The sequence below is a fragment of the Burkholderia sp. Bp9015 genome, from assembly GCF_003853505.1.
GTDB lineage: Bacteria > Pseudomonadota > Gammaproteobacteria > Burkholderiales > Burkholderiaceae > Burkholderia.
On sequence record NZ_QTPZ01000004.1, the window covers coordinates 47,309 to 73,662 of the forward strand.

At 68.8% G+C, this 26,354-nt stretch carries 22 protein-coding genes; 11 read left to right on the plus strand and 11 right to left on the minus strand.

Annotation, left to right across the window (positions count from 1 at the left end; translation table 11 throughout):
* Positions 1 to 12: 12 nt before the first annotated feature.
* From glcF to glcD, 3 genes are read right to left on the minus strand one after another with little or no spacing between them, the layout of a single operon-like run.
* Positions 13 to 1,233, minus strand: a complete 1,221-nt coding sequence (gene glcF / locus DIE12_RS06215) for a glycolate oxidase subunit GlcF (RefSeq protein ID WP_124485988.1) — start codon at positions 1,231 to 1,233, stop codon at positions 13 to 15.
* Between the two features lie 26 nt (positions 1,234 to 1,259).
* Positions 1,260 to 2,342 carry a glycolate oxidase subunit GlcE gene (gene glcE / locus DIE12_RS06220; protein ID WP_124485989.1) on the minus strand — a complete coding sequence of 361 codons (1,083 nt, stop codon included), beginning with the start codon at positions 2,340 to 2,342 and terminating at the stop codon, positions 1,260 to 1,262.
* Complete coding sequence (glcD, locus tag DIE12_RS06225) at positions 2,342 to 3,841, minus strand: glycolate oxidase subunit GlcD (protein ID WP_124485990.1); 1,500 nt, start codon at positions 3,839 to 3,841, stop codon at positions 2,342 to 2,344. Before glcD ends, glcE begins: the two co-directional genes overlap by 1 nt.
* A gap of 231 nt (positions 3,842 to 4,072) precedes the next feature.
* Between glcD and glcC the strand changes: the two genes are divergently transcribed.
* Positions 4,073 to 4,843 (plus strand): transcriptional regulator GlcC, encoded by a 771-nt coding sequence (gene glcC / locus DIE12_RS06230; protein ID WP_044848878.1) that lies wholly within the window; start codon positions 4,073 to 4,075, stop codon positions 4,841 to 4,843.
* 263 nt (positions 4,844 to 5,106) lie between these two features.
* On the opposite strand, the gene DIE12_RS06235 is transcribed toward glcC, so the two are convergent.
* From DIE12_RS06235 to DIE12_RS06255, 5 genes are all read right to left on the minus strand, one after another.
* A complete protein-coding gene (locus tag DIE12_RS06235) occupies positions 5,107 to 5,958 on the minus strand; it encodes a carbohydrate ABC transporter permease (RefSeq protein ID WP_039318652.1) in 852 nt (283 codons plus the stop codon).
* 26 nt (positions 5,959 to 5,984) lie between these two features.
* Positions 5,985 to 6,962 (minus strand): carbohydrate ABC transporter permease, encoded by a 978-nt coding sequence (locus DIE12_RS06240; RefSeq protein WP_124520264.1) that lies wholly within the window; start codon positions 6,960 to 6,962, stop codon positions 5,985 to 5,987.
* A 54-nt stretch (positions 6,963 to 7,016) separates the two neighbouring features.
* Positions 7,017 to 8,276 (minus strand): ABC transporter substrate-binding protein, encoded by a 1,260-nt coding sequence (locus DIE12_RS06245; protein ID WP_124485992.1) that lies wholly within the window; start codon positions 8,274 to 8,276, stop codon positions 7,017 to 7,019.
* A 76-nt stretch (positions 8,277 to 8,352) separates the two neighbouring features.
* A complete protein-coding gene (locus DIE12_RS06250) occupies positions 8,353 to 10,347 on the minus strand; it encodes a beta-galactosidase (protein ID WP_124485993.1) in 1,995 nt (664 codons plus the stop codon).
* Positions 10,348 to 10,356: 9 nt separating this feature from the next.
* Positions 10,357 to 11,505 carry an ABC transporter ATP-binding protein gene (locus tag DIE12_RS06255; protein ID WP_124485994.1) on the minus strand — a complete coding sequence of 383 codons (1,149 nt, stop codon included), beginning with the start codon at positions 11,503 to 11,505 and terminating at the stop codon, positions 10,357 to 10,359.
* Between the two features lie 190 nt (positions 11,506 to 11,695).
* On the opposite strand from DIE12_RS06255, the gene DIE12_RS06260 reads away from it, so the two are divergent.
* Positions 11,696 to 12,754, plus strand: a complete 1,059-nt coding sequence (locus DIE12_RS06260; protein WP_124485995.1) for a LacI family DNA-binding transcriptional regulator — start codon at positions 11,696 to 11,698, stop codon at positions 12,752 to 12,754.
* A gap of 125 nt (positions 12,755 to 12,879) precedes the next feature.
* Here DIE12_RS06260 and DIE12_RS06270 read toward each other — a convergent pair whose 3' ends face one another.
* Positions 12,880 to 13,536 (minus strand): GntR family transcriptional regulator, encoded by a 657-nt coding sequence (locus DIE12_RS06270; protein ID WP_124485996.1) that lies wholly within the window; start codon positions 13,534 to 13,536, stop codon positions 12,880 to 12,882.
* Positions 13,537 to 13,630: 94 nt separating this feature from the next.
* Between DIE12_RS06270 and DIE12_RS06275 the strand changes: the two genes are divergently transcribed.
* The gene (locus DIE12_RS06275) at positions 13,631 to 14,107 is read left to right on the plus strand and encodes an OsmC family protein (RefSeq protein WP_124485997.1); all 477 of its coding nucleotides are present in this window, start codon (positions 13,631 to 13,633) and stop codon (positions 14,105 to 14,107) included.
* Positions 14,108 to 14,225: 118 nt separating this feature from the next.
* Here the strand turns inward: DIE12_RS06275 and DIE12_RS06280 are convergent, their stop codons facing one another.
* Positions 14,226 to 15,176: a LysR substrate-binding domain-containing protein gene (locus DIE12_RS06280; protein WP_124485998.1), complete on the minus strand. Its 951-nt coding sequence runs from the start codon at positions 15,174 to 15,176 to the stop codon at positions 14,226 to 14,228.
* Positions 15,177 to 15,290: 114 nt separating this feature from the next.
* Here DIE12_RS06280 and DIE12_RS06285 point away from each other — a divergent pair, with 114 nt between their 5' ends.
* From DIE12_RS06285 to DIE12_RS06320, 8 genes are all read left to right on the plus strand, one after another.
* The gene (locus tag DIE12_RS06285) at positions 15,291 to 17,042 is read left to right on the plus strand and encodes an IlvD/Edd family dehydratase (protein ID WP_124485999.1); all 1,752 of its coding nucleotides are present in this window, start codon (positions 15,291 to 15,293) and stop codon (positions 17,040 to 17,042) included.
* A 380-nt stretch (positions 17,043 to 17,422) separates the two neighbouring features.
* The gene (locus DIE12_RS06290; protein ID WP_124486000.1) at positions 17,423 to 18,781 is read left to right on the plus strand and encodes an MFS transporter; all 1,359 of its coding nucleotides are present in this window, start codon (positions 17,423 to 17,425) and stop codon (positions 18,779 to 18,781) included.
* 50 nt (positions 18,782 to 18,831) lie between these two features.
* Entirely contained in the window at positions 18,832 to 19,761 is a 930-nt protein-coding gene (locus DIE12_RS06295) for a dihydrodipicolinate synthase family protein (protein WP_124486001.1), read from the plus strand.
* A gap of 24 nt (positions 19,762 to 19,785) precedes the next feature.
* The gene (locus DIE12_RS06300; RefSeq protein WP_044847380.1) at positions 19,786 to 20,715 is read left to right on the plus strand and encodes a Gfo/Idh/MocA family protein; all 930 of its coding nucleotides are present in this window, start codon (positions 19,786 to 19,788) and stop codon (positions 20,713 to 20,715) included.
* A gap of 87 nt (positions 20,716 to 20,802) precedes the next feature.
* Entirely contained in the window at positions 20,803 to 21,816 is a 1,014-nt protein-coding gene (locus DIE12_RS06305) for an arabinose ABC transporter substrate-binding protein (protein ID WP_124486002.1), read from the plus strand.
* Positions 21,817 to 21,836: 20 nt separating this feature from the next.
* Positions 21,837 to 23,378: an L-arabinose ABC transporter ATP-binding protein AraG gene (gene araG / locus DIE12_RS06310; RefSeq protein WP_124486003.1), complete on the plus strand. Its 1,542-nt coding sequence runs from the start codon at positions 21,837 to 21,839 to the stop codon at positions 23,376 to 23,378.
* A 30-nt stretch (positions 23,379 to 23,408) separates the two neighbouring features.
* Complete coding sequence (araH, locus tag DIE12_RS06315; protein ID WP_044847378.1) at positions 23,409 to 24,428, plus strand: L-arabinose ABC transporter permease AraH; 1,020 nt, start codon at positions 23,409 to 23,411, stop codon at positions 24,426 to 24,428.
* A 51-nt stretch (positions 24,429 to 24,479) separates the two neighbouring features.
* Complete coding sequence (locus DIE12_RS06320; RefSeq protein ID WP_124486004.1) at positions 24,480 to 25,382, plus strand: SMP-30/gluconolactonase/LRE family protein; 903 nt, start codon at positions 24,480 to 24,482, stop codon at positions 25,380 to 25,382.
* A gap of 72 nt (positions 25,383 to 25,454) precedes the next feature.
* Here DIE12_RS06320 and DIE12_RS06325 read toward each other — a convergent pair whose 3' ends face one another.
* Positions 25,455 to 26,345, minus strand: a complete 891-nt coding sequence (locus DIE12_RS06325; protein WP_124486005.1) for an amidohydrolase family protein — start codon at positions 26,343 to 26,345, stop codon at positions 25,455 to 25,457.
* Between the last annotated feature and the right edge of the window lie 9 nt (positions 26,346 to 26,354).

The window sequence follows — 26,354 nt, forward strand, 5'->3', positions numbered from 1 at the left end:
CGGTCGGTGGAATCAGTCGACCCGTCGGTCGTCGACGAGCTCGATCCAGTGGCGCACGCGCGTGCGGCCCGCGCCGTTCAGGTGAGTCTGGCAGCCGACGTTGGCCGTGACAATCAGGTCCGGCCGCGCGGCTTCGAGCGCGTCGAGCTTGTTGTCGCGCAGCCTGGCCGCGAGTTCGGGCTGCGTCAGCGCATAGGTGCCGGCCGAGCCGCAGCAGAGATGGCCGTCGGCGACATTCGTCAGATCGAAGCCGAGCCGCGTCAGGATGCTTTCCACCGTGCCGCCGAGCCGCTGCGCGTGCTGCAGCGTGCACGGGCAGTGGACTGCGACGCGGCGCCGCGTCGACTCGGCCAGCGCGTCGAGCGGCTCGGCCGCGATCACTTCCGCGAGGTCGTGCGCGAGTGTGCTGACGCGCCGCGCCTTGTCCGCATAGACGGGGTCGGAACGCAGCAGGTCGCCGTATTCCTTCACGAACGCGCCGCAGCCGCTCGCCGTCAGCACGATCGCCTCCGCGCCGGCTTCGATCGCAGGCCACCACGCGTCGATGTTGCGGCGTGCGCGCGCGAGCCCGGCATCCTGCGCGTTCAGGTGATATTCGGTCGCGCCGCAGCAGCCGGCTTCGCGCGCGGGCGTCACGCTGATGCCGAGGCGGTCGAGCACGCGCGCGGCGGCCGCGTTCGTGTTCGGCGACAGCGAAGGCTGCACGCAGCCTTCCAGCATCAGCACGCGCCGCGCATGGCGTACCGGCGGGCGCGGCGTGGCGGCGGGCACGGCGGCCGGAATCTTGTCCTGCAGCGTGCCGGGCAGCAGCGGGCGCAGCGCGCGGCCGGCCTTCAGCAGCGCGGCGAAGGTTGCCGGCCGCGGCACCACGTGACGCAGGCCCGCGCGCAGCAGGCGCTCGCGCGCAGGCCGCCGCGCGCGCTTCTCGGCTTCCGCGCGGCCGATGTCGAGCAGCGTGTGATAGCGCACGCCGGACGGGCAGGTCGTCTCGCAGTTGCGGCACGTCAGGCAGCGGTCGAGATGCTGCTGCGTGCGCTCGCCGCACGGCTCGCCTTCGAGCATTTGCTTGATCAGGTAGATGCGTCCGCGCGGCCCGTCGAGCTCGTTGCCGAGCACCTGGTATGTCGGGCAGGTCGCATTGCAGAAACCGCAGTGCACGCACGCGCGCAGGATCGCTTCCGCTTCGTCGGCCCGGTCGAGGGCCTTGCTGGCTTCGCTGAGATTGGTTTGCATATCGGCGGTTCGAAGTCGGGTTGGCGTCAGACGTTCGCGTACAGGCGGCCGGGATTGAAGATCGCATGCGGATCGAGCTGCGCCTTCAGCTGCCGATGCACGCGCAGCAGCGCGGGCGGCAGCGGCTGGAACGGCTCGGGCGTCGTGCCGGGCGTGAAGCAGCTCGCGTGGCCGCCCCACTGCGCTGCGAAGTGCTGCACGTCGGCCGGCGCGGCGTCGCTTTTCAGCCAGCGCTGCGCGCCGCCCCAGTCGACGAGCAGCGCGCCGGGCAGCGCATCGAGCGGCGCGGCCGCCGGCACCGATACGCGCCACAGCGGGCGCGGATCGTCGAAGAACGGCAGCGACAGGTCGCGCAGCCGCGCCCAGAACCCGTCGTCGCGATCGTCCATCCGCTCGCCGCCGATCGTGTCGCGCGCGGCCTTCACCGAGCCCTCGCCGCCTTCGAGCCGCACGCGCAGCACGCCGTCCGCGTGGCACGCACCCGCGAGCGGCAGCCCCGCGCGACGCCATGCCGCGACGCGTTGCACGGCTTCGGCGGCAGCGAGCTGTAAGGCGAGATCGCCGGTCGCGCGCGGCTTCGGCAGCACCTTCAGCGACACTTCCGTCACGACGCCGAGACAGCCGAAACTGCCCGCGAGGAGCCGCGACACGTCGTAGCCCGCGACGTTCTTCATCACCTCGCCGCCGAAGCGCAGGTGCTTCGCGTGGCCGGTGATCACGCGACAGCCGAGCACGAAGTCGCGCACCGCGCCGGCCCACGGGCGGCGCGGCCCCGACAGCGCCGCCGCGAACATGCCGCCGACCGTTGCCGTGCCGCCGAACGTGGGCGGCTCGCACGGCAGCATCTGGCCGGCCGCGTCGAGCATCGCTTCCAGTTCGGCGAGCGGCGTGCCCGCGCGTGCGGTGATGACAAGTTCGGTCGGGTCGTACGCGACGATGCCGCGGTGCGTGCGCACGTCGAGCGCGCGGCCTTCGACCGCGCGGCCGACGAACGCCTTCGTGCCCGCGCCGCGGATGTGCAGCGGCTGGCGCGCGTGGATCGCGGCGTCGACCTGCGCGACGAGCGCCGCGCTGTCGTCGATCGATTCGGGTTCGCGTTCGCGTCGCATCAGAAGCGCTCCAGTTCGGGAAACGGCAGCTTGCCGTGATGGACGTGCATCGCGCCGAACTCGGCGCAGCGGTGCAGCGTCGGGATGTTCTTGCCGGGGTTGAGCAGGCGCTGCGGATCGAACGCGGCCTTCACCGCGTGGAAGAACGTGATTTCGTCGGCGTTGAACTGCACGCACATCTGGTTGATCTTCTCGCGCCCGACACCGTGTTCGCCGGTGATGCTGCCGCCTGCCGCGACGCACAGTTCGAGGATCTTGCCGCCGAGCGCTTCCGCGCGGTCGAGCTCGCCGGGACGGTTCGCGTCGAACAGGATCAGCGGATGCATGTTGCCGTCGCCCGCATGGAACACGTTCGCGACCGGCAGCGCGTATTGCGCGGACAGCGCGGCGATCCCTTCGAGCACGCGCGGCAGCTCGCGGCGCGGGATCGTGCCGTCCATGCAGTAGTAGTCGGGCGACATGCGGCCGACCGCCGGGAACGCGTTCTTGCGGCCGGCCCAGAAGCGTTGCCGCTCCGCTTCGTCGCGCGCGACGCGGATCTCCGACGCGCCGGCGTCGCGCAGCAGCGCGGCCACGCGTTCGGCGTCTTCGTCGACATCGGTCGCGGCGCCGTCGAGTTCGCACAGCAGGATCGCCTGCGCGTCGACCGGGTAGCCGGCGTGGATGAAGTCCTCGGCCGCGCGGATCGCGAGGTTGTCCATCATCTCGAGCCCGCCGGGAATCACGCCCGCGCCGATGATCCGCGCGACCGCCGCGCCGGCTTCGGCCACGTCGTCGAAGCTCGCCATCAGCACCTTCACGCTCGACGGTTTCGGCAGCAGCTTCACCGTCACCTCGGTGACGATGCCGAGCATCCCCTCGGAGCCGGTGAACAGCGCGAGCAGGTCGAAGCCGGGGGCGTCGAGCGCGTCGGCGCCGAGCGTCAGCGTGTCGCCGTCGATCGTCAGGGTCTCGGCCTTCAGGATGTTGTGCACCGTCAGCCCGTATTTCAGGCAGTGCACGCCGCCCGCGTTTTCGGCGACGTTGCCGCCGATCGAGCAGGCGATCTGCGACGACGGATCGGGCGCGTAGTAGAGGCCGTAGGGTGCCGCGGCCTGCGAGATCGCGAGGTTGCGCACGCCCGGCTGCACGCGCGCGATGCCGGCGTCGGCGTCGATTTCCAGGATCCGGTTGAACTTCGACATCACGAGCAGGATGCCTTTTTCGAGCGGCATCGCGCCGCCCGACAGCCCGGTGCCCGCGCCGCGCGCGACGACCGGCACGCCGTGCGCGGCCGCGACGCGCAGCACCGCGCGCACCTGCTCGACCGTGTCGGGCAGCACGACCGCGAGCGGCACCGTGCGGTACGCGGCGAGGCCGTCGCATTCGAACGGCTTCAGCGCCTCGCGCTCGTGCAGCACGTCGAGGCCGGGCGCCGCCGCGTCGAGCGCGGCGACGAGCGTGTCGCGGTCGACGGTCGCCAACGGGCCGTCGATCCGTTCGTCGTAGGTGAAACTCATCGTGTGTCTCCGTCTCCACCATCTTCATCGTGCAGGCGGCCGCAGGACGCGCGGCACGCCGATGGACGGCATTCTTGGCGGGCGGCGGGGGCGTGTCCAGATGCCGCCCGCGTGGTCATACCAGTTTTTCCTAGAGTGTCTTTGAGAAGTGGCTCGATGTGACAGGAAAGGCAATCTGCACAAGGGTTTGTGCGAAAATCGGCGACATCAGTCCAAAGTGGTCATACCAGTATGGAAATGCAGAATCGACAAGCGCCGGCGCGCAATGTCGCCGATGTCGTCGCCGAGCGGATCGAGCAGCTGATCGTCGACGGCGTGTTGAAGGCCGGGCAGGCGCTGCCGTCCGAACGTCGGCTGACCGAGAAGCTCGGCGTGTCGCGCACGGCCGTGCGCGAAGGGATGAAGCTGCTGCGCGCGCGCGGGATCATCGACACGACGCACGGCAAGGGCTCGTTCGTCGCGAGCCTGACCCCGCAGCGCGAAGTCTCGCCGATGATGCATCTGCTCGGCTCGCAGCCGCGCACGCTGTACGACCTGTTCGAGGTGCGCGGCATGCTCGAGACCGAAGCCGCGCGGCTCGCCGCGCTGCGCGGCACACCCGCTGACTTCATCCTGATCAAGCGCCGCTACGAGGAGATGACGGCGGCCGATGCGCAGGATCTCGATCCGGCCGCGCGCGCGAAGCTCGACCATGCGTTCCATCTCGCGATCTGCGAGGCGTCGCACAATCCGGTGCTGGTCAACACGCTGCAGTCGCTGACCGATCTGCTGCTCAGCTCCGTGTTCGCGTCGGTGAACAACCTCTATCATCGCGAGCCGCTGAAGAAGCAGATCGACCGCCAGCACGCGCGGCTCTACAACGCGGTGACGGGGCGGCTGCCCGACCAGGCGCGCAAGGCGGCGAGCGAGCATATCCGGCAGTGCGTCGAGTATCTGCGAGAGATCGAAGAGGAGGAGCAGCGGCTCGTGCGCTCGACGTTGCGGCTCGAAGGGTGGACTTGAGTCACGTGAACCAGCGTGGCCGATGACGTCAGGGCGTGTGTCAAGCATGTCGAGCTGGCGATGCGGCCTATTCGATGCGTGGCCCGACACGACCTGTTTAGCCGCTGCGCGACATGCGCTCAGGCGGTTGAATCGGGCGAAATTGGGGTGTAGTTCGTACCCGAAACGCGCAAAAAAGCCCGCCGAAGCGGGCAATCCTCTCGATGAAGAGGGGGAGATGCGAATCCGCGAGCAGACAGCCGCGATCAGCGCTCGGCGTCGGCTCACCCTTTCGTCGCCCCAAACGTGAGCCCCGCGACGAAATGCTTCTGCATCGCGAAGAACATCGCGACCGACGGCAACGCAGCGAGAATCGACCCGGCCGAAACAAGGTTCCAGGAAGTCGTCCATTGCCCCTTCAGCGCCGCCACACCCGCGGTAATCGGCGCGGCCTCGTCACCTTGCGTGAGACACAGCGCCCAGAAGTAATCGTTCCACACGAACGTAAACACGAGAATCGCGAGCGCGGCCAGCGCCGGCCGGATCAACGGCAACACGATCCGCCAGAACACCGTCCACTCGCCCGCGCCTTCGATCCGCGCCGCCTCGATCAGCTCGAACGGCAGCTGCTTGATGAAATTGCGCAGAAACAGCGTACAGAACCCCGTCTGAAACGCGACGTGAAAGAGAATCAGCGCCTCGACCGTATTGAACACCCCGAGCCTCAGCGACAAGTCGCGAACCGGAATCATCAGCACCTGCACCGGCACGAAATTCCCCGCGACGAAGGTCCCGAACAGCGCGGCATTCCCGCGAAACCGGTAAGTCGCCAGCGCGAACCCGGCCATCGCCGCGAGCGCGATCGACCCGAGCACCGACGGCACCGTGATCTGCACGCTGTTCCAGAAGTAATGCAGCATCGGCGACGTGGTCAGCGCGTCGCGATAGTTCTCGATCATCGAGAAGTGCCGCGGCCAGCCCCAGTAGTGACCTTCGACCAGTTCCTCGGTCGAGCGCACCGACGTGACGAACACCGCGATCATCGGCAGCAGCCAGATCACGAGCGCGACGGGCAGCGACAGCTTGTACAGCCGGCGCGATACCGGCTTCCAGTGGGCAACGGGCGTTGGAAACATGATGAATGGTTCCCCGGAAGGTCAGGTCACTGCTCGTTGCGCAGCATGCGGCGCAACTGGAACACGATGTAGACGAGCATGATCGCGAACAGCACGACCGCGATCGACGCGGAATAGCCGAGCCGGTAATACTTGATCGCCTGGTCGTACATGTAATACGCGAGCACGGTCGAGCTTTCGAACGGGCCGCCGCCCGTCATCACCGAAATCAGGTCGAAGCTGCGCAGCGCGCCGATCACCGTGACGACGATCGCCATGAACGTGGTCGGCCGCAATTGCGGCAGCACGACGTGCCACAGCAGCGCGAAGCCGCGCGCGCCTTCCATCCGTGCCGCTTCGATCTGCTCCGGGTTCACCGACGTGAGGCCGGTGAGGTACAGGATCATGCAGTACGCGGTCTGCGGCCACAGCGCGGCGAACACGATGCCGAAGGTCGCATAGCGCGCATCGCCGAGCACCGGGATCCCGTGCCCGGCGATCAGCGCGAGCAGCCCGAAGGTCGGATCGTAGAACCACGAGAAGATCAGGCCGACGACCACGCCCGACAGCACGAACGGCGCGAAGAACAGCGACTTCACGAGCCGGATGCCGGCGACCGCCTGGTTCAGGTACAGCGCGAGCGCGAGGCCGAGCGGCGGCGCGAGCATGAACAGCCCGAGCCAGATCACGTTGTTGCGCAGCGCGGTGTAGAACGTCGGCGCTTGCAGCAGCTCGGCGTAGTTCGCGAGGCCGACGAACGTGCGCTCGGTCATCCCGTCCCAGTTGCAGAGGCTCAGCCACAGCGTCGACAGGATCGGCCAGATCACATAGACGGCAACCATTGCGCACGCGGGCGCGAGAAAGAGCCACGCGGCGCGCCGTTGTCGCCGCACGGCCGGCGACGGGCGGCGCGCGCGCAGCGCGGCAGGCGAGTTGCGGGCCGGCGGCGCGGCGGCGGCCGGAGCAGCCGGGGCAGCCGGGGCAGCCGGCGTTGCGACGGGTCTGGACGTGATCGGACTGGACACGGCAAGCCTCCTGGGCGGATGCGGCGGCACTCGGCCGCCGCGGGGGTCACGCGGTTACTTCTTGTAGATCCGCTTGCGGGTCTGTTCGAGTTGCGCGAGCACGGTGTCGAGCTGCGCGGGATTCGCGACGAACTGCTGCATCCCCTTCATCCCTTCGTCGGCCATTTCCTTCGTCATGTCGCGGTCGTAGAACTGCGCGACGCCGCCGCGGGTGTCGGCGAGGATCCGGAAGCCGATGCGCGAGATCGGATCGGCCGGCTCCGGCGACTTGCCGTTGGCCGACAGCGAACCGAGCCCTTCGGCGAGCTTCGCGCCCATCTCGGGCGTTTCGACGAACGCGAGGAAGGTATGCGCGTCGGCCTTGTTCTTCGCCTTGGTCGGGATGTGCAGCGATTCGACCGGGCCGTCCTCGGCGGTCGGCACCTTCGGGTCGATGATCGGGAAACGGTAATAGCCCATTTCCTGCTTCACGTTCGGCGGAAAGCCCGCGGCGATGAAGGTGCCCATCAGCATCATCGCGGCCTTGCCCTGGAACAGGAACGGCTGCGCGCCGTCGAGATCGTAGGACAGCGCGTTGTCGATGAAGTAGCCCAAGTCGATCAGCGATTTCCACGTCGTGTAGACCTTCTTCACGCGTGGATCGGTATACGGCACGTCGCCAGCCATCAGCTGCTGGTGGAACGCGTTGCCGTTCAGGCGCAGGTCGAGATAGTCGAACCAGCCGGCGAGCGTCCACGCGTCGCGGCCGCCGATCGCGATCGGCGTGATGCCGGCCGCCTTCAGTTTCCTGCATGCATCGAGAAACTGGTCCCAGGTCTTCGGCTCGTCGGCGATGCCGACCTTGCTGAACAGGTCCTTGCGGTAGAACAGCCCCCACGAGTAATAGACGGTCGGCGCCGCATACTGCTTGCCGTTATAGGACGATGCGCTGCGCGTCGACGCGTACATCGCGTCCCAGCCGTTCTTCTTCCAGTCGCCGCTCAGGTCCTCGAACAGCCCGCGCTTCGCGTAGTACGCCATGCGCTCGCCCGCGTGCCAGTTCACGACGTCGGGCGCGACGGTCGTGAGCCATGCGGGGAGCTGCACCTTGTACGCTTCCTCGTCGACGAAGGTGGGCTTCACGTCGATGTCGGGATGGGCCTTGTGGAACGCTTCGATCGTCGACTGCCAGACCGCGCGCTGGCTGGCGCCCTTGAACGCGATGTTGATCGTCAGCGTGCCCGCGTCGGCCGGCGCCGCGGCGCCGAACGAAGCGAACGCGATGGCGGCGGCGGTCGCAAGCGGGGCGGCGACGCGAAGGGGGCGATGTGTCATGGGTGTCTCCATTCCTGTCTGTCGTTGTGCGTGACCGGCGCGTCGCGGCGCCGGGGGCGGTTGCTACGAACGGCTGCTACGAACCGCTTCGATACACGGCGACGCCTTGCGGCTCGACCTGCGCGGCGCCGACCACGAACGCGGACGGCGGCACTGCATCGATCGTGTGCGGCGTGCTGCCGTAGTTGAATACGTAGGTCAGGCCGCCGCGCCGGCTCACGCGCACGCCGTCGCCGAGCGGCGACGGTGTCAGGCCGGCTTCGGCCGCGACGTCGGCGAACAGGCGCGCGGTGGTCGCGTCGTCGAACAGCGCGGCCCAGTAGTGCAGCGTGCCGTGCGATACGCAGGCCGGATGACCGTCGGCGAAACGCGCGCGCACGACGCTGCGCGCGTCGTCGTCGCGCAGTTCGACGAGGTCGCGCCAGTGACGCGCGTCGCCGGTGAGCGGCGCGCCGTCGCGCAGCGTGCCGTCGATCCGCTCGGTCACGTTCGGCCGCAGCGATTCGACGCGCCACACGCGCATCGGCAGGATCGACGCGAGCGGGCCGGGCGGCAGCGTCGGCGGAATCCGCAGGTCGGCGGTCTTCGAGCCGGTGCGCGGACCGAACACCGCATGTGCGCCGGAGGCAGCGAGCCGTGCCGCGAAGTCGTCCGGCACGACCGGCAGCGGCGGCGCGACGACGAGCCGGTAGCCGTCGAGCGGCGCGTGCGCGGAAACGATGTCGACGTCGAGGCCGAGCGAACGCAGCGCCGAGTAGTACTCGAACGCGAAGCGCGGGTAGTGGAAATCGGCGCCTTGCGGCTGCACTTCGAACAGCCACTTCGCTTCGTAGTCGAACACCAGCGCGACGGGTGCACGCACCGCGCCGTTCGCGTCGGCATCGGCACCTGCGTCGAGCACGGCGGCGATCTCCTGCGCGACGCGCTGCGCTTCGCGGCCGCCTTCGTCGAGCCGGTCGTCGGGCGTGTGCAGGCCCGCATGCATCTGCTCCTGCGCGAACGGCGCCTGCCGCCAGCGGAAGTACGACACGCAGCCGGCGCCGTGCGCGAACGCTTCCCAGCTCCACAGCCGCACCATGCCCGGCAGCGGCGCGGGGTTCCACTGCGCCCAGTTCACGGGGCCCGGCTGCTGCTCCATCACCCAGAACGGCAGCTTCGACATGCCGCGATAGAGGTCGTGATTGAACGACGCGAAATCCGGATGGCCGGTGCGCAGCCAGCGCGCCTTCACGTCGGGCGCGAACCATTGCTCCTCGAGCGCGCCGAGCGGATAGCTGTCCCAGGTCGCGACGTCGAGGTCGCGCGCCACGTCGTAATGATCGAACTCGGTGAAGAGCTGCATGAAGTTGTGCGCGACGGGGCGGCCCGGCGAATGCGCGCGGATCACGTCGACCTGCATCCGGTGATAGCGCGCGACTTCATCCGACGCGAAGCGCCGGTAGTCGAGGCGGTGCGACGGATGCGCTTCGGTCACGGTGCCGACCGGCGCATCGACTTCGTCGAAATGCCGGTACTCCATGCTCCAGAACACGGTGCCCCACGCACGGTTCAACGCGTCGATCGTGCCGTAGCGCGCCTGCAGCCATCCGCGAAAACGCACGAGCGCGGCGGGCGAGTAGCTGACGACCGTCTGGTGGCAGCCGAGTTCGTTGTCGGTCTGCCAGTAGCGCACGGCCGGGTGGCGGCCGTAGCGTTCGGCGACCGCGGTGCAGATGCGGCGCGACGCTTCCAGATAGGTCGGCGACGAGAAGTCGTAGTGGCGGCGCGAGCCGAACTTGCGCGGCCGGCCGTCCGCGCCGATCGCGAGGATGTCGGGGTGACGGTCGACGAGCCATTTCGGCGGTGTCGCGGTCGGCGTGCACATCACGATCTCGAGGCCGGCCGTGCCGAGCACGTCGACCGCGCGGTCGAGCCAGCCCCAGTCGTATTCGCCCGGCGACGGCTCGATGCGGCTCCATGCGAATTCGGCGATCCGCACTTGCGCGATGCCAAGTGCCTTCATCCGGCGGGCGTCGTCGGCCCACATCGATTCCGGCCAGTGTTCCGGGTAGTAACAGACTCCGAGGCGCATGCCCGATCCTTATGCGTAGTGGTGGACGGGAAGGTCGGCGCACGCGGGCACCGCGTGGCCGTCTTCGGTGAAGAGGTGGCAGGCGGCGGCCGGCGCATGCGCGTGCACGCGTTCGCCGCGGCGCAGCGGGGCGTCGCCGGGCACCTTCGCGATCAGCGGCGTGCCGCCGGGCTGGTCGAGGTGCACGTAGGTCTGCTCGCCGAGGCGTTCGACGAGCGCGACGTCGCGCGCGAGCGTCGTCGCGTCGTGCGCGGCGTCGAGCGTCAGGTGTTCGGGGCGGATACCGAGCGTGACGGCCGCGCCGACCGCGAGCGCGGAACCGTCGCGCGGCAGCGTGAAGGTTTCGCCGGACAACACGACGGTGACGATCGTGCGCCGCGCGTCGCAGGCGGTGACGACGGCTGGCAGGAAGTTCATCCGCGGCGAGCCGATGAAGCCGGCGACGAAGCGGCTCGCCGGATGGTGATAGAGGTCGAGCGGCGCGCCGACCTGCGCGATGCTGCCGTGTCGCGCGGTGTCCGCGCCGGCGTGCAGCAGCACGATCTTGTCGGCGAGCGTCATCGCTTCGGTCTGGTCGTGCGTCACGTAGACGACGCTCGCGCGCTCGAACTGCCGGTGCAGTTTCGCGATCTCGATGCGGGTCTGGCCGCGCAGCGCCGCGTCGAGGTTCGACAGCGGCTCGTCGAACAGGAACACGCCGGGCTCGCGCACGATCGCGCGGCCGATCGCGACGCGCTGCCGCTGGCCGCCGGACAGCGCCTTCGGCTTGCGCTCGAGCAGCGTGTCGAGCTGCAGGATCCGCGCGGCGTCGCGCACCTTCCGGTCGATCTCGGCCTTCGGCACGCGCGCGAGCTTCAGCCCGAACGCCATGTTCTCGTAGACCGTCATGTGCGGAAACAGCGCGTAGCTCTGGAACACCATCGCGACGCCGCGCTCGGCGGCCGGCACGTCGTCGACGCGGCGGCCGTCGATCGACAGCTCGCCGTCGCTCAGGTCCTCGAGGCCCGCGATCATCCGCAGCAGGGTCGACTTGCCGCAGCCGGACGGGCCGAGGAACACGCAGAACTCGTGCGCGCCGATCTCCAGATCGACGTCGCGAATGACCGGCGCGTGCTCGCCATAGGCTTTCTGCACGCGTCGCATCGAGATGCTCGCCATTGTCTCCGCTCCATGTTCTAATGCGCCTTCGTCGATGCTTAAGCGCTTAAGCAACGCGATCAAAAAAAGAGCCGATCGCGATCGCGGCCGAGTCGCGCCCGTCGGTCGGGCGGCAGGGTGTGCGGCGATAGTGCGCCGCTTCGGTGAGCGAAGCAAATACTGGATCGACGTCTCATATAGTGGGCAAATCATGGCGACACTGGATGAAGTGGCCCGTCGCGCCGGCGTGACGGCCGCGACGGTCTCGAACGTGCTGCGCAACCGCGGCCGGGTCGGCGAAGCCACCCGCGCGCGGGTGCTCGAAGCGGTGCAGGCGCTCGGCTACCGGCCGCATCTGGCCGCGCGGGCGCTGGCTGAAGGGCGCGCGCCGACGGTCGCGCTGATGGTGTCGAGCATCGCGAACCCGTTCTATCCGGAGTTCGCGCTCGCGGTCGAGCGCGCGGTGCGGCGCAACGGGCAATTCCTGATCGTCTGCAATACGAACGAAGATCCGTTGCAGGGGCGCGCGTATCTCGACCAGATCGCCGGCACGATTTCCGAGGGGATTCTCGTGACCAACGCGAACCTGCACCTGCCGGATCTGGTCGACGTCGCGCGGCGCGGCGTGCCGGTCGTGCTGTGTCTGTGGGAGCGGCCCGATGCGCCGCCCGAAGGCTTGCCGTGCGTCGCGGTGGATTTTCGCGAGGCGGGGCGGATTGCGACGCGGCATCTGGTCGAGCTCGGGCACAAGTCCATTGGTGTGATCGTCGGCGGCTCGGCGAGCGGTGTGCAGGCGGCGCGCTACGACGGCTTCGTCGATGTGATGCGCGAAGCGGGGCTCGACGCGTCGATCGTCGCGGCCGAGCCCGATTCGATCGAAGGCGGCGTGCGTGCGGCCGGGCGGCTGCTCGACGCTCATCCCGGGCTGACCGCGCTGGTCGCGACCAACGACCTGCCCGCGATCGGCGCGCTGCATGCGGCCGCCGATCGCGGCCGGCGTGTGCCCGACGATCTGTCGATCGTCGGCATCACCGATATTCATCTGGCGAGCGATACGCGTCCTACGTTGACGACCGTCGCGATTCCGACCGCCGAGGCCGCGGGGCTCGCGGTCGAACTGCTCAACGCGTTGCGCGAGGCGGGCGGTCAGGTCGACGATGCATCGCGCGTGCGGACGGCGTCGGTGCCGCGGCTGGTGGTGCGAGGGACGACGGGGGCGGTGCGCGATGGCTTAGCGGGAGAAGGCGGCCACGCGGGGCGCGTCGCGTAGTGTCATGCTTGCCGAAGCCGAAGCCGAAGCCGAAGCCGAAGCCGAAGCCGAAGCCGAAGCCGACGGGCTAAGCCTGAGTAGAGGCCGGCCGCGGGCCGGTAGATGGAATCACACGAGTGGCTCGATCACGCCCCAAGGCGCAGATCGTCCTCGACGAGCCGCATCACGATGCGTCGGGCCGAATCGAGGTGCGCGACCGTCATCGCGCGGGCGCCACGTGCATTGCGTTCGCGGCACGCTTGCAGGATTTCCTCATGCTCGACCTGGAATGACGGCGTATCCGCGAGCAACGTCGCCTGCAGTCGCTCGTAGCGCTCGACCTGGCTGCGCAGCTCCGCGATCGCCTTCAACTGCCGCTCGTTGCCGCAGCACGAGTACAGCAGCGCATGGAATTCGCGGTTCAGCTCGCCTTGCCGGCGCGGCACGTTCGATTCGCCGAGCAGCCTGTGCACGAGTTCGGCGCGCGCGAGTGTTTCGTCGTCGAGCCGCTTCACGCTGCGGTAGATCGCGTCGCCTTCGAGCAGCGCGCGCATGTCGTAGATCTCCTGCACGTCGGATGCGCTCAGCATCCGCACGACCGCGCCGCGATTCCTGAAGATATCCAGCAATCCTTCGCGTTCGAGGCGCTGGATCGCCTCGCGCATCGGAATCCGGCTGATGCCGAAGCGTTCGGCGAGGTCGCGCTCGACGAGCCGCTCGCCTGCCTGCAACTCGCCGTTGATGATCATCTCCCGCAACGATGCAGCCACCGCGTCCGCCGTCGAATCGAGTCTGGCTTCCATGTTCCCGTGCTCCTCATTTTGGAATAATGGTATACCAAATGACATTCCGGTGCCACAATGACGGCCTCACGTTCCGATATCGAAGGAGAGCGAGATGGCGCATGGCGAACACAAGTACCGCGTGGCAGTGGAGTGGACCGGCAACCGGGGAACCGGCACGTCGGGGTATCGCGAATACGGCCGCGATCACGTGATCCGCGCGGGTTCGAAGCCGGACATTCCGGGCTCGTCGGACGCGGCGTTCCGCGGCGACGCGGCGCGCTGGAATCCGGAAGACTTGCTGCTCGCGTCGGCCTCGGCGTGTCACAAGCTCTGGTATCTGCATCTGTGTTCCGATGCGGGGATCCGCGTGCTGGCGTATGTGGATGACGCGGAAGGGACGATGCTCGACAGCCCCGGGCCGGGGCGCTTCACCGAAATCGTGCTGCATCCGCGCGTGACGATCCAGGCGGGCGACGATCGTGCGCTCGCCGAGCGGCTGCATCATGACGCGCATGCGAAGTGCTATGTGGCGAACTCCGTGAACTTCCCGATCCGGTGCGAGCCGGTGATCGAGGTCGCGGAAGCGTGATGCATGCCGTGGAACGGGCGGGGTTCGCTGCGTACCGGGCGTAACCGAAACGCGGGACGCGAGCGCACGCGTGTCTTTCGACAGGCGAGCAGGCTCGACGAAACCGGGCCGCGTCGCCTCACAACACGACCCCGTACACCTCCCGCGCCGCCGCCCGAATCGCATCGGCCATCACCTCGACAGCCGGCGACGGCAGCCGGTCCGTGCGTGTGATGATCCCGAAATCGTCCATCCGGCAATCCATCTCCAGCGGCAGCACCGTGACGATCCCGTGGCGCGCGTAGTACAGCGCGACGTCCTCCGCGAGCACCGCGATCATGTCGCTCTGCTCGATCAGCTGCGTGATGAACAGCAGCGCCGCCGTCTCGACCACGTTCGCGGGCGGCGCCAGGCTCGCGCGCTGGAACACGAGCTCGAAGCGGTGACGCAGCACGCTGCCGGCCGGCGGCATGACCCACGCGGCGCGCTGCACATCGGCGAGCGACAGCGGCGCCTGCGCGAGCAGCGGATGGCCCGGCCGCACGACCGCGGCGACCGGCTCGCCGGTTAGCGGCTCGTAGCGCAGGTGCAGCTTGTCGTGTTCGGCGGACAGCCGGCCGAGCACGATGTCGAGCTTGTCCTGCGCGAGGTGTTCGAGCAGCGCGTTGCTCGTGTCGATCGTCACCGACACGCGCACGTTCGCATGCGTTCCCTTGACGGCCGCGACGGCCGGCGGCACGAGCCGCAGCCCCGGCGACGTGATCGCGCCCACCGCCACGTGCCCGAGATGGCCGGCCTTCAGCGCGGCCAGCTCCTCGCGCGCCTGGTCGAGGCTGCCGAGCGCCGCGCGCGCGTGGCGGATCAGCGCGTCGCCGTACAGCGTCGGCCGCATCCCGCGCGGCAGCCGCTCGAACAGCACCGCGCCGATCGATTCCTCGAGCTCGCGCAGCAGCTTCGACGCGGCCGGCTGCGTCATGCTCAGCGCGGCCGCCGCGCGGTGGATGCTGCCTTCGTCGGCGAGCGCGACGACCAGCAGGAGCTGGCGCGTCTTCAGGCGGCTGCGGTTTCCCCACGGGCTGGCTTCGGGCATCGTACGGGTTTATATCGATATCGGAATCGATATCATAATCGCCTAAAACGTCATTAGCCAGTTATCAAAATTCTGCCTAGACTGCGCCGGTATCCCGTCACCACAGGACTGACGATGTCGGCAACGAAACCCAGGCTGCGCTCCACCCAATGGTTCGGCACCAACGACAAGAACGGCTTCATGTACCGGAGCTGGATGAAGAACCAGGGCATCCCCGATCACGAGTTCGACGGCCGGCCGATCATCGGCATCTGCAACACGTGGTCCGAACTGACGCCGTGCAACGCGCACTTCCGCAAGCTCGCGGAGCACGTGAAGCGCGGGATCTCCGAGGCGGGCGGGTTCCCGGTCGAGTTCCCGGTGTTCTCGAACGGCGAATCGAACCTGCGGCCGTCGGCGATGCTCACGCGCAACCTGGCGTCGATGGACGTCGAGGAAGCGATCCGCGGCAACCCGATCGACGCGGTCGTGCTGCTCGCCGGTTGCGACAAGACGACCCCCGCGCTGCTGATGGGTGCGGCGAGCTGCGACGTGCCGGCGATCGTCGTGTCGGGCGGGCCGATGCTGAACGGCAAGCTCGAAGGCAAGAACATCGGCTCGGGCACGGCCGTGTGGCAGCTGCATGAAGCGCTGAAGGCGGGCGAGATCGACCTGCACCACTTCCTGTCGGCCGAGGCCGGCATGTCGCGCTCGGCCGGCACCTGCAACACGATGGGCACCGCGTCGACGATGGCGTGCATGGCCGAGGCGCTCGGCGTCGCGCTGCCGCACAACGCGGCGATTCCGGCGGTCGATTCGCGCCGCTATGTGCTCGCGCACATGTCGGGCATCCGCATCGTCGAGATGGCGCTCGAAGGGCTCGTGCTGTCGAAGGTCCTGACGCGTGCCGCATTCGAGAACGCGATCCGCGCGAACGCGGCGATCGGCGGCTCGACCAACGCGGTGATCCACCTGAAGGCGATCGCGGGCCGCATCGGCGTGCCGCTCGAACTCGAGGACTGGATGCGCATCGGCCGCGACACGCCGACGATCGTCGACCTGATGCCGTCGGGGCGCTTCCTGATGGAGGAGTTCTATTACGCGGGCGGGCTGCCGGCCGTGCTGCGCCGGCTCGGCGAAGGCGGGCTGCTGCCGCACCCGGACGCGCTGACGGTCAACGGCAAGTCGCTGTGGGACAACGTGCGCGAAGCGCCGAACTACGACGACGAGGTGATCCGCCCGCTCGACCGGCCGCTGATCGCCGACGGCGGGATCTGCATCCTGCGCGGCAATCTCGCGCCGCGCGGCGCGGTGCTGAAGCCGTCGGCGGCGAGCCCCGAGCTGCTGAAGCATCGCGGCCGCGCGGTGGTGTTCGAGAATCTCGATCACTACAAGGCGACGATCAACGACGAAGCACTCGACGTCGACGCGAGCTCGGTGCTGGTGCTGAAGAACTGCGGGCCGCGCGGTTATCCGGGGATGGCCGAGGTCGGCAACATGGGGCTGCCGCCGAAGCTGCTGCGCCAGGGCGTGAAGGACATGGTGCGGATCTCGGATGCGCGGATGAGCGGCACCGCGTACGGCACGGTCGTGCTGCACGTCGCGCCGGAAGCGGCCGCGGGTGGCCCGTTGGCCGCCGTGCGCAACGGCGACTGGATCGAGCTCGACTGCGAGGCCGGCACGCTGCATCTGGACATTTCGGATGACGAACTGCAGCGGCGCCTGTCGGACGTCGATCCGACCGCGGCGCCGGGCGTGGCCGGGCAGCTCGGCAAGGGCGGCTATGCGCGGCTGTATATCGATCACGTGCTGCAGGCCGACGAGGGGTGCGACCTCGACTTCCTGGTCGGCACGCGCGGCGCGGACGTGCCGAGCCATTCGCATTGAGCGGCGCATAGCCGTGCAGGGACGCGGACCGCGGCGGGGCCTGAGGGAAACGAGTGACGCGCCGGCCGTGGTCGAGCGCGAAGCATGGGGGGCACGCAAGCACTAAAGCGCTAATGCGGGCCGACCGCAAAGCATGGGGCGTACGCAAGCGCTAAAGCGCCAACGTAGGCCGACCGTAAAGCTTGGGGCGTACGTAAGCGTTAAGGCGCCAACGTACGCCGACCGCGAAGCATGGGACCCCCGTAAGCGCTAAAGCGCTAACGGTGACCGACCGCGAAGCATGGGGCGTACGTAAGCGCTAAAGCGCCAACGTACGCCGACCGCGAAGCATGGGGCCCCCGTAAGCGCTAAAGCGCTAACGGTGGCCGACAGGAGACAAGATGACGACGCAGTACCCCCCCGCGCACGCCGTGGCGGACCAGTCCGAGTCGCCGGCAGCCGTCGACGAACGGCAACTGACCCGCCTGCTCACGCGCAAGCTCGTGCCGTTCCTCGCGCTGATCTACGTGGTCGCCTACGTCGACCGTACCGTCGTCGGCTTCGCGAAGCTGCACATGAACGCGGCGATCGGCCTCGGCGATGCCGCGTACGGACTCGGCGCCGGACTGTTCTTCATCGGCTACTTCCTGTGCGAGGTGCCGAGCAACCTCGCGCTCGGACGCTTCGGCGCGCGCGTCTGGTTCGCACGCATCCTCGCGACGTGGGGCGTGATCACGATGGCGATGGCGCTGGTACAGGGGCCGGCCAGCTTCTACGCGCTGCGCTTCCTGCTCGGCGCGGCGGAAGCCGGCCTCTATCCCGGCATCCTGTACTTCCTCACGCAATGGTTCCCGATGCGCGACCGTGCCCGCGTGATCGGGCTGCTCGTCCTTGCGCAGCCGCTCGCCGGCATCGTGACGGGCCCGCTCGCCGGTTGGCTGCTGTCGACGCACGGGCTGTTCGGCCTGTCGGACTGGCAGACGCTGTTCGTCGTCAGCGGCCTGCCGGCCGTGCTGCTCGCGTGGCCCACGCTGCGGCTGCTGCCCGAATCGCCCGCGCATGCGCGCTGGCTGAACGACGACGAGCGCCGCTGGATCGCGCGGCAGCTCGCCGCCGATCGCGACACGTATCGCCCCGATTCGCACGGCAATCCGCTCGCCGCATTGCGCGACCGCCGCGTACTGCTGCTCGCCGCGCTGTTCCTGCCGTTTCCGCTGTGCATCTACGGGCTGTCGCTGTGGCTGCCGACGATCATCCACGCGTTCGGCACCGGCGATGCGGCGACGGGGATGCTGTCCGCGGTGCCGTACCTGTTCGCGGTGGTCGGCCTGCTCGTCGTGCCGCGTCATTCGGATCGCAAGCGCGAGCGTTACTGGCACATCGTCGTCGTGTCGGCGGCCGCCGCCGTGACGATGGGCGCGAGCGCGTGGGTGCGCGAACCGGCGCTGCAGTTCCTGTTCATCTGCCTGACCGCGTTCTCGCTGTATTCGATCCAGGCCGTCGTGTGGGCGCTGCCCGGCGAATTCCTCACCGGCACGAGCGCGGCGGTCGGCATCGCCGCGATCAATTCGCTCGCGAATCTCGGCGGCTACCTGGGGCCGTACGGCATCGGCCTGATCAAGGCGTCGACCGGCAGCCTCGCGGCCGGCCTGTACTTCCTCGCGGCGACGTTGCTGTTCGCGGTGCTGATGACGTTCGTGGTGCGCGCCGCGCTGCGCGCGCCCGAGCCGGCCGCGGGCACATTCGCCGGCGAATCCTGAACCCCGTGTTTTCCGGCTGAACGCCGCTTCGACCGACGCAGGACCGAACCATGACATCGAGCAGCACGCCGCGCTATCGCGGCATCTTCCCCGTCGTCCCGACGACGTTTTCCGAGACCGGCGAGCTCGACCTCGCGAGCCAGAAGCGCGCGGTCGACTTCATGATCGACGCGGGCTCGGACGGGCTGTGCATCCTCGCGAACTTCTCCGAGCAGTTCGCGGTCACCGACGACGAACGCGACGTGCTCACGCGCACGATCCTCGAACACGTCGCCGGCCGCGTGCCGGTGATCGTCACGACGTCGCACTACGGCACGCAGGTGTGCGCGGCGCGCAGCCTGCGCGCGCAGCAGCTCGGCGCGGCGATGGTGATGGCGATGCCGCCGTATCACGGCGCGACGTTCCGCGTGCCCGAAGCGCAGATCTTCGAGTTCTTCGCACGCGTGTCGGACGCGATCGACATCCCGATCATGATCCAGGATGCACCCGCGAGCGGCACCGCGCTGTCCGCGCCGTTCCTCGCGCGCATGGCGCGCGAGATCGAGCAGGTCGCGTACTTCAAGATCGAGACGCCGGGTGCGGCGAACAAGCTGCGCGAGCTGATCCGGCTCGGCGGCGACGCGATCGAAGGGCCGTGGGACGGCGAGGAGGCGATCACGCTGCTCGCCGACCTGCATGCCGGCGCGACCGGTGCGATGACCGGCGGCGGCTTTCCGGACGGCATCCGGCCGATCCTCGAAGCATTCCGCGAAGGGCGGCACGACGAGGCGTTCGCGCGCTATCAGACGTGGCTGCCGCTGATCAATCACGAGAACCGCCAGTCCGGGATCCTCACCGCGAAGGCGCTGATGCGCGCCGGCGGTGTGATCGCGTGCGAGCGGCCACGGCACCCGATGCCGGAACTGCACCCGGACACGCGCGCGGAGCTGCTCGCGATCGCGCGCCGGCTCGATCCGCTCGTGCTGCGCTGGGCGCACTGAGCAAGTGGCGAAGGAGAAACGCAGATGAGCGACGTGATTTCACTGGGCGTGATCGGGATCGGCAAGATCGCGCGCGACCAGCATTTGCCGGCGATCGCCGCCGAACCGGGTTTCGTGCTGACCGCGTGCGCGAGTCGTCATGCGGAAGTCGACGGCGTGCGCAACTACCAGGACCTGGGCGCGCTGCTGGCCGCCGAGCCCGAGCTCGACGCCGTGTCGCTGTGCGCGCCGCCGCAGGTGCGCTACGCGCAGGCACGTGCCGCGCTCGAGGCCGGCAAGCACGTGATGCTCGAGAAGCCGCCGGGTGCGACGCTCGGCGAAGTGGCCGCGCTGGACGCGCTCGCGCGCGAACGCGGCCTCACGCTGTTCGCGACCTGGCATTCGCGCTGCGCGAGCGCGGTGGAACCGGCGCGCGCGTGGCTCGCGACGCGCACGATCCGTGCGGTCCAGGTGCGCTGGAAGGAAGACGTGCGGCGCTGGCATCCGGGCCAGCAGTGGATCTGGGAGCCCGGCGGCCTCGGCGTGTTCGATCCCGGCATCAACGCGCTGTCGATCGTTACGCGGATTCTGCCGCGCGAGCTCGTGCTGCGCGAGGCGACGCTCTACGTGCCGAGCGACGCGCAGATGCCGATTGCGGCCGACCTCGAATGCGCCGATACGCACGGCGTGCCCGTGCGCGCGGAATTCGACTGGCGGCACGGCCCCGTCGAGCAATGGGAGATCGCGGTCGACACCTCGGACGGCGTGCTCGCGATCAGCCGCGGCGGCGCGCAATTGTCGATTGCGGGCGAGCCGGTCGAGCTCGGGCCGCAGCGCGAGTACCCGGCGCTGTATGCGCAGTTCCGCGCGCTGATCGCGCGCGGCGCAAGCGACGTCGACGTGCGGCCGTTGCGGCTCGTCGCCGACGCATTCCTGTTCGGCCGGCGCGTCGGGACCGACGCGTTCGGCCGCTGACACCGTGCCGCCGCGAGCGCGACCGCGCACGACGAGACGCGCACGACGAGAGTTGAAGACCCAAGCCAACAGACAAGGAGACACCGCATGAACCGCACGACCCACACGATCCGCCGCCACACGCTGCGCGCGCTGCTGGCCGCGCTTTGCCTCGCGCCGCTCGGGATGCAGGGCGCCGCGCACGCCGACGCGCCGCTGAAGATCGGCTTCCTGGTGAAGATGCCCGAGCAGGCATGGTTCATCAACGAGCAGAACGCGGCGTCCGCGCTCGGCCAGAAGGAGAACTTCTCGGTCGTGAAGATCGGCACGCCGGACGGCGAGAAGGTGCTCGCCGCGATCGACAATCTCGGCTCGCAAGGCGCGCAGGGCTTCGTGATCTGCGCACCCGACGTGCGCCTCGGGCCGGCGATCGCGTCGCGCGCGAAGCGCTACAACATGAAGTTCGTGACGGTCGACGACCAGCTCGTCGACTCGACCGGCAAGCCGCTGCCGAACGTGCCGCACCTCGGGATGTCGGCGACCAAGATCGGCAACCAGGTCGGTCAGGCGATCGCCGACGAGATGAAGCGGCGCGGCTGGAAGCCTGAGGAAGTCGGCGCGCTGCGCGTCACCAACTACGAGCTGCCGACCGCGAAGCTGCGCACCGACGGCGCGACGCAGGCGCTGCTCGCGAACGGCTTCCGCAAGGAAAACATCTTCGACGCGCCGCAGAAGACGACCGACGACGAAGGCGGCTTCAGCGCGGCGGCGCCCGTGCTTGCGCGCCATCCGAACATCAAGAAGTGGGTGGTCTACGCGCTGAACGAGGAAACCGTGCTCGGCGCGGTACGCGCGACCGAACAGCTGCACATCCCGGCCGCGGACGTGATCGGCGTCGGCATCAATGGCGCGGGCGAGGCGTTCGCCGAGTTCCAGAAGAAGGAGCCGACCGGCTTCTACGGAACGATCGCGGTCAGCTCGACGAATCACGGCAAGGACAGCACGCAGAACCTCGTCGACTGGATCCGCAACGGCAAGACGCCGCCGGCCGACACGCAGACGAGCGGCAAGCTGATGACGCGCGCGAACTGGCAGGCCGTGCGCGCCGAACTCGGCATCTGAACGTGCGGGGCGACGACGCGATGACGATGCAGATGATGACGGCCAGTTCGCGCCACGACGACGTGGCCACGCCCGGCGGCGCGCTGCTCGCGCTCGACGGCATTACGGTGACGTTCCCGGGCGTGCGCGCGCTCGACGGCGTGTCGCTGTCGGTGCGCGCGGGCGAGGTGCACGGGCTGATGGGCGAGAACGGCGCGGGCAAGTCGACGCTGCTGAAGGTGCTGTCCGGCGTGAACCAGCCGCAGGCCGGCACGCTGACGCTGAACGGCGCGGTGCAGCGCTTCGCGTCGACGCGCGCCGCGCTCGAGGCCGGCATCGCGATCATCTACCAGGAGCTGCATCTGGTACCCGAGCTGACGGTCGCCGAGAACCTGATGCTCGGCCAGCTGCCGAGCCGGCTAGGCGTGGTCGACGAGCGCGCGCTTGCCGTGCGCGCGCTCGATGCGCTGGAGCGGCTCGGCGAGCACATCGACCCGGACATCCCGGTGAAGTATTTGTCGATCGGCCAGCGCCAGATGATCGAGATCGGCAAGGCGCTCATGCGCGACGCACGCGTGATCGCGTTCGATGAACCGACGAGCTCGCTGTCCGCGCGCGAGACGACGCAGCTGTTCCGCATCATCCGTTCGCTGCGCGCCGAGGGCCGCGCGATCATCTACGTCACGCACCGCATGGAGGAAGTCGACGCGCTGTGCGATCGCGTGACGGTGTTCCGCGACGGCCGCCGGATCGAGACGTTCGAATCGGTCGCCGACCTTGATCGCGACCGGCTGATCGGCTGCATGGTCGGCCGCTCGATCGAGGACGTGTACGGCTACCGGCCGCGCACGCCAGGCGACGTGCTGATCGAGGCGAAGGGGCTCGTCGGGCCCGGCCTGTCCGAGCCGGTGTCGTTCGCCGCGCGGCGCGGCGAGATCGTCGGCTTCTTCGGGCTCGTCGGCGCGGGCCGCTCGGAGCTGATGAAGCTGCTGTACGGCGCGGCACGGCCCACGGGCGGGCATGTCGAGCTGGGCGGCAAGCGCGTGGCGTTCGCGAGCCCGCGGCACGCGGTGCGCGCCGGCATCGCGCTGTGCCCCGAGGACCGCAAGCAGGAAGGCATCGTCGCGATCGCGTCGGTGGCCGACAACCTGAACATCAGCGCGCGCCGTCATTTCAGCCCGGCGCGCGTGCTGCTCGACGCGCGGCGCGAACGCGAGCTGGCGCAGCAATACATCGAGCGGCTCGCGATCAAGACCCGCGACGGCGAGACGCCGATCGGCGCGTTGTCGGGCGGCAACCAGCAGAAGGTCGTGCTCGCGCGCTGGCTGGCCGAGCGCATCGACGTGTTCCTGATGGACGAGCCGACGCGCGGCATCGACGTCGGCGCGCGCGCGGAAATCTACAACCTGTTCTACGAACTCGCGGAAGCGGGCCGCACGGTGATCATCGTGTCGAGCGATCTGGCCGAGGTGATCGGCGTGGCGGACCGCGTCATCGTGATGAAGGAAGGACGGATCGCGGGCGAGGTCGCGAAGGCGCAGGCGACGCCCGACGCGCTGATCAAGCTCGCGCTGCCGCGCTAGCGGCCTGCAGTCAACCGGAAAGCAAACGTTATGAGCCAGGCAATGCAACCCCAACGCACTTCCCCGTCCCCCGATGCCGCAGCCGCGCCCGCGCGAGCGCGCGGCGGCGTGTGGCAACTGATCAACCGCTCCGGCATCGTGATGGTGTTTCTCGTGCTGTTCGCGACGCTGTCGCTGACCGTGCCGGACTTCCTCACGCCGCGCAACATCCAGGGCCTGCTCCTGTCGGTCACGCTGATCGGCTCGATCGCGGTGACGATGATGTTCGTGCTCGCGCTCGGCGAAGTCGACCTGTCGGTCGCGTCGATCGTCGCGTTCTCGGGCGTCGTCGCGTCGACGCTGATCACCGCGACGCACAGCGTCGTGCTCGGCATCGCCGCCGGCGTGCTCGCGGGCGGTGCGGTCGGGCTCGTGAACGGCGTGCTGATCGCGCGCTGGCGGATCAACTCTCTGATCGTCACGCTCGCGATGATGGAAGTCGTGCGCGGGCTCGCGTTCATCACGTCGAACGGCGACGCGGTGATGATCTCCGAGGAGCGCTTCTTCGATCTCGGCGGCGGCTCGTTCCTCGGCATCTCGTATCCGATCTGGAGCAACATCGTCGGCTTCGTCGTGTTCGGCTTCCTGTTGCGCAAGACCGTGTTCGGCAAGAACGTGCTGGCGGTCGGCGGCAACGGCGAGGCCGCGCTGCTCGCGGGGCTGCCGGTGATGCGCATCAAGATCGCGGTGTTCGTGCTGCAGGGGCTCGTGACCGGCTTCGCCGGCGTGATGCTCGCGTCGCGGATGAGCCTCGGCGACCCGAAGACGTCGGTCGGCCTCGAGCTCGGCGTGATCTCCGCGTGCGTGCTCGGCGGCGTGTCGCTGACGGGCGGCGTCGCGACGATCTCCGGCGTGCTGGTCGGCGTGCTGATCATGGGCTCCGTGCAGGACGCGATGAGCCTCCTGAACGTGCCGACCTTTTACCAATATCTGATACGCGGCGGAATTCTGTTGCTCGCGGTGCTGTTCGACCAGTATCGTCGCAACCAGCGGCGCGCGATGAAGATCTGACCCTGACGAACGCGCGGCCGCCTGCGAATGCGAAAGACATCGGGAGACGGCATGCAACAGACTCATCCGGGCACGGCGGCGGCGCTGCTGGTCGACAGCCGCAACACGCTCGGCGAAGGCGCGACGTGGTGCGACGCGACGCACGCGCTGTACTGGACGGACATCGAAGGCGCGCGGCTGTGGCGCTGCCGCGCGGACGGCTCGGACCTCGCACAGTGGCCGATGCCCGAACGGCTCGCGTGCTTCGCGCTCACGCATGATCCCGACGTGCTGCTGGTCGGGCTTGCGACGCATCTCGCGTTCTTCGATCTGCGCAGCGGCGAATTCACGCGGATCGTCGACGTCGAATCCGACCTGCCGACGCGGCTGAACGACGGCCGCTGCGATCCGTTCGGCGCGTTCGTGTTCGGGATGAAGGACGAAGGCGGCGATCCGCCGCGCGCGGTCGGCGGCTTCTACCGGCTCAATCCGGACCTCACGCTCGAACGGCTTGCATTGCCGGCGGCCGCGATCGCGAACAGCATCGCGTTCTCGCCGGACGGCGCGAAGATGCATTTCTGCGATTCGATGGTGCGCGAGATTCTCGTCTGCGATTACCGCGCGGGCGGCGACGTGGCCAACGTGCGGCCGTTCGCGCGACTGACCGATGCCGACGGCGACCCGGACGGCTCGACGATGGATCGCGACGGCGGGCTGTGGAACGCGCAGTGGGGCGGCCGGCGGGTGGTGCGTTATGGGCCCGATGGCGTCGAGACGGATCGCGTGGCCGTGCCGACCGCGCAGCCCAGCTGCGTCGCAATCGACGGTGAAGGCCGCTTGTACGTGACGAGCGCGCGTGTCGGGTTGAGCGACGACGCGCTGGCGAGCGATGCCGATGCCGGCGGCGTGTTCGTCGCCCGGACGCGCTACGCGGGGTTGCCGACCGCGCGATTCGCGGGCAAGCCCGCGAACTGAGCGCGCCGGTGCGGGCGGCTGCGCGGTCGGTCGCGCCGCCGCGCGCTGCCGGCGCCGTCACGGCCGGACGGGTCACGACTGCTGCGCGGCCTGCAGCCCCAGCAACGCGACTGCGTTGTCTTTCAGAATCAGCGAATGCACGTCGGGCCGGAACCCGGCACCCTGAAAATCCTCGAGCCAGCGGTCCGGCCGGATCAGCGGAAAATCGGACGCGAACAGCACCTTGTGCCTGAGCAGCGTGCTCGCGTATTTCACCAGCTCCGGCGAGAAGTACTTCGGCGACCATCCCGACAGGTCGATGTAGACGTTCGGCTTGTGCAGCGCGATCGACAGCGCCTGCTCCTGCCACGGCCATGACGGGTGCGCGATCACGATCTTCATGTCCGGGAAGTCGGCCGCGACGTCGTCGAGGTGAATCGGTTCGGAATACTTCAGACGCAGCCCGCCGCCGCCGCGCATCCCCGATCCCATCCCCGAATGCCCGCTGTGGAATACGGCCGGCAACCCGTATTCCGCGATCACCTCGTAGATCGGATATGCGAGCCGGTCGTTCGGGAAGCATCCCTGCATCGTCGGGTGGAACTTGAAGCCCTTCACGCCATGCTCGTCGATCAGGCGGCGCGCCTCGCGCGCGCCGAAGCGGCCCTTGTGCGGGTCGATGCTCGCGAACGCGATCATCACGTCGGCGTTGTCCTGCGCGAATTGCGCGATTTCCTCGTTCGGAATGCGCCGCCGGCCGATGTTCGTCTCGCAGTCGACGGTGAACATCACGAAGCCGATCCGGCGCTCGCGGTAATACGCGATCGTCTCCGGAATGGTCGGCCGACGGCCCTGCTTCAGCACGGTGCCGAAGTACTTGTCGGCCGCGTCGTCGAATGCCTTCGCGAACAGGTCCGGCGGCTGGCAGCACGACACTTCGGCGTGCACGTGCGTGTCGATGGCGATCAGGTTGTCGATGTCCAAGCGTGTCTC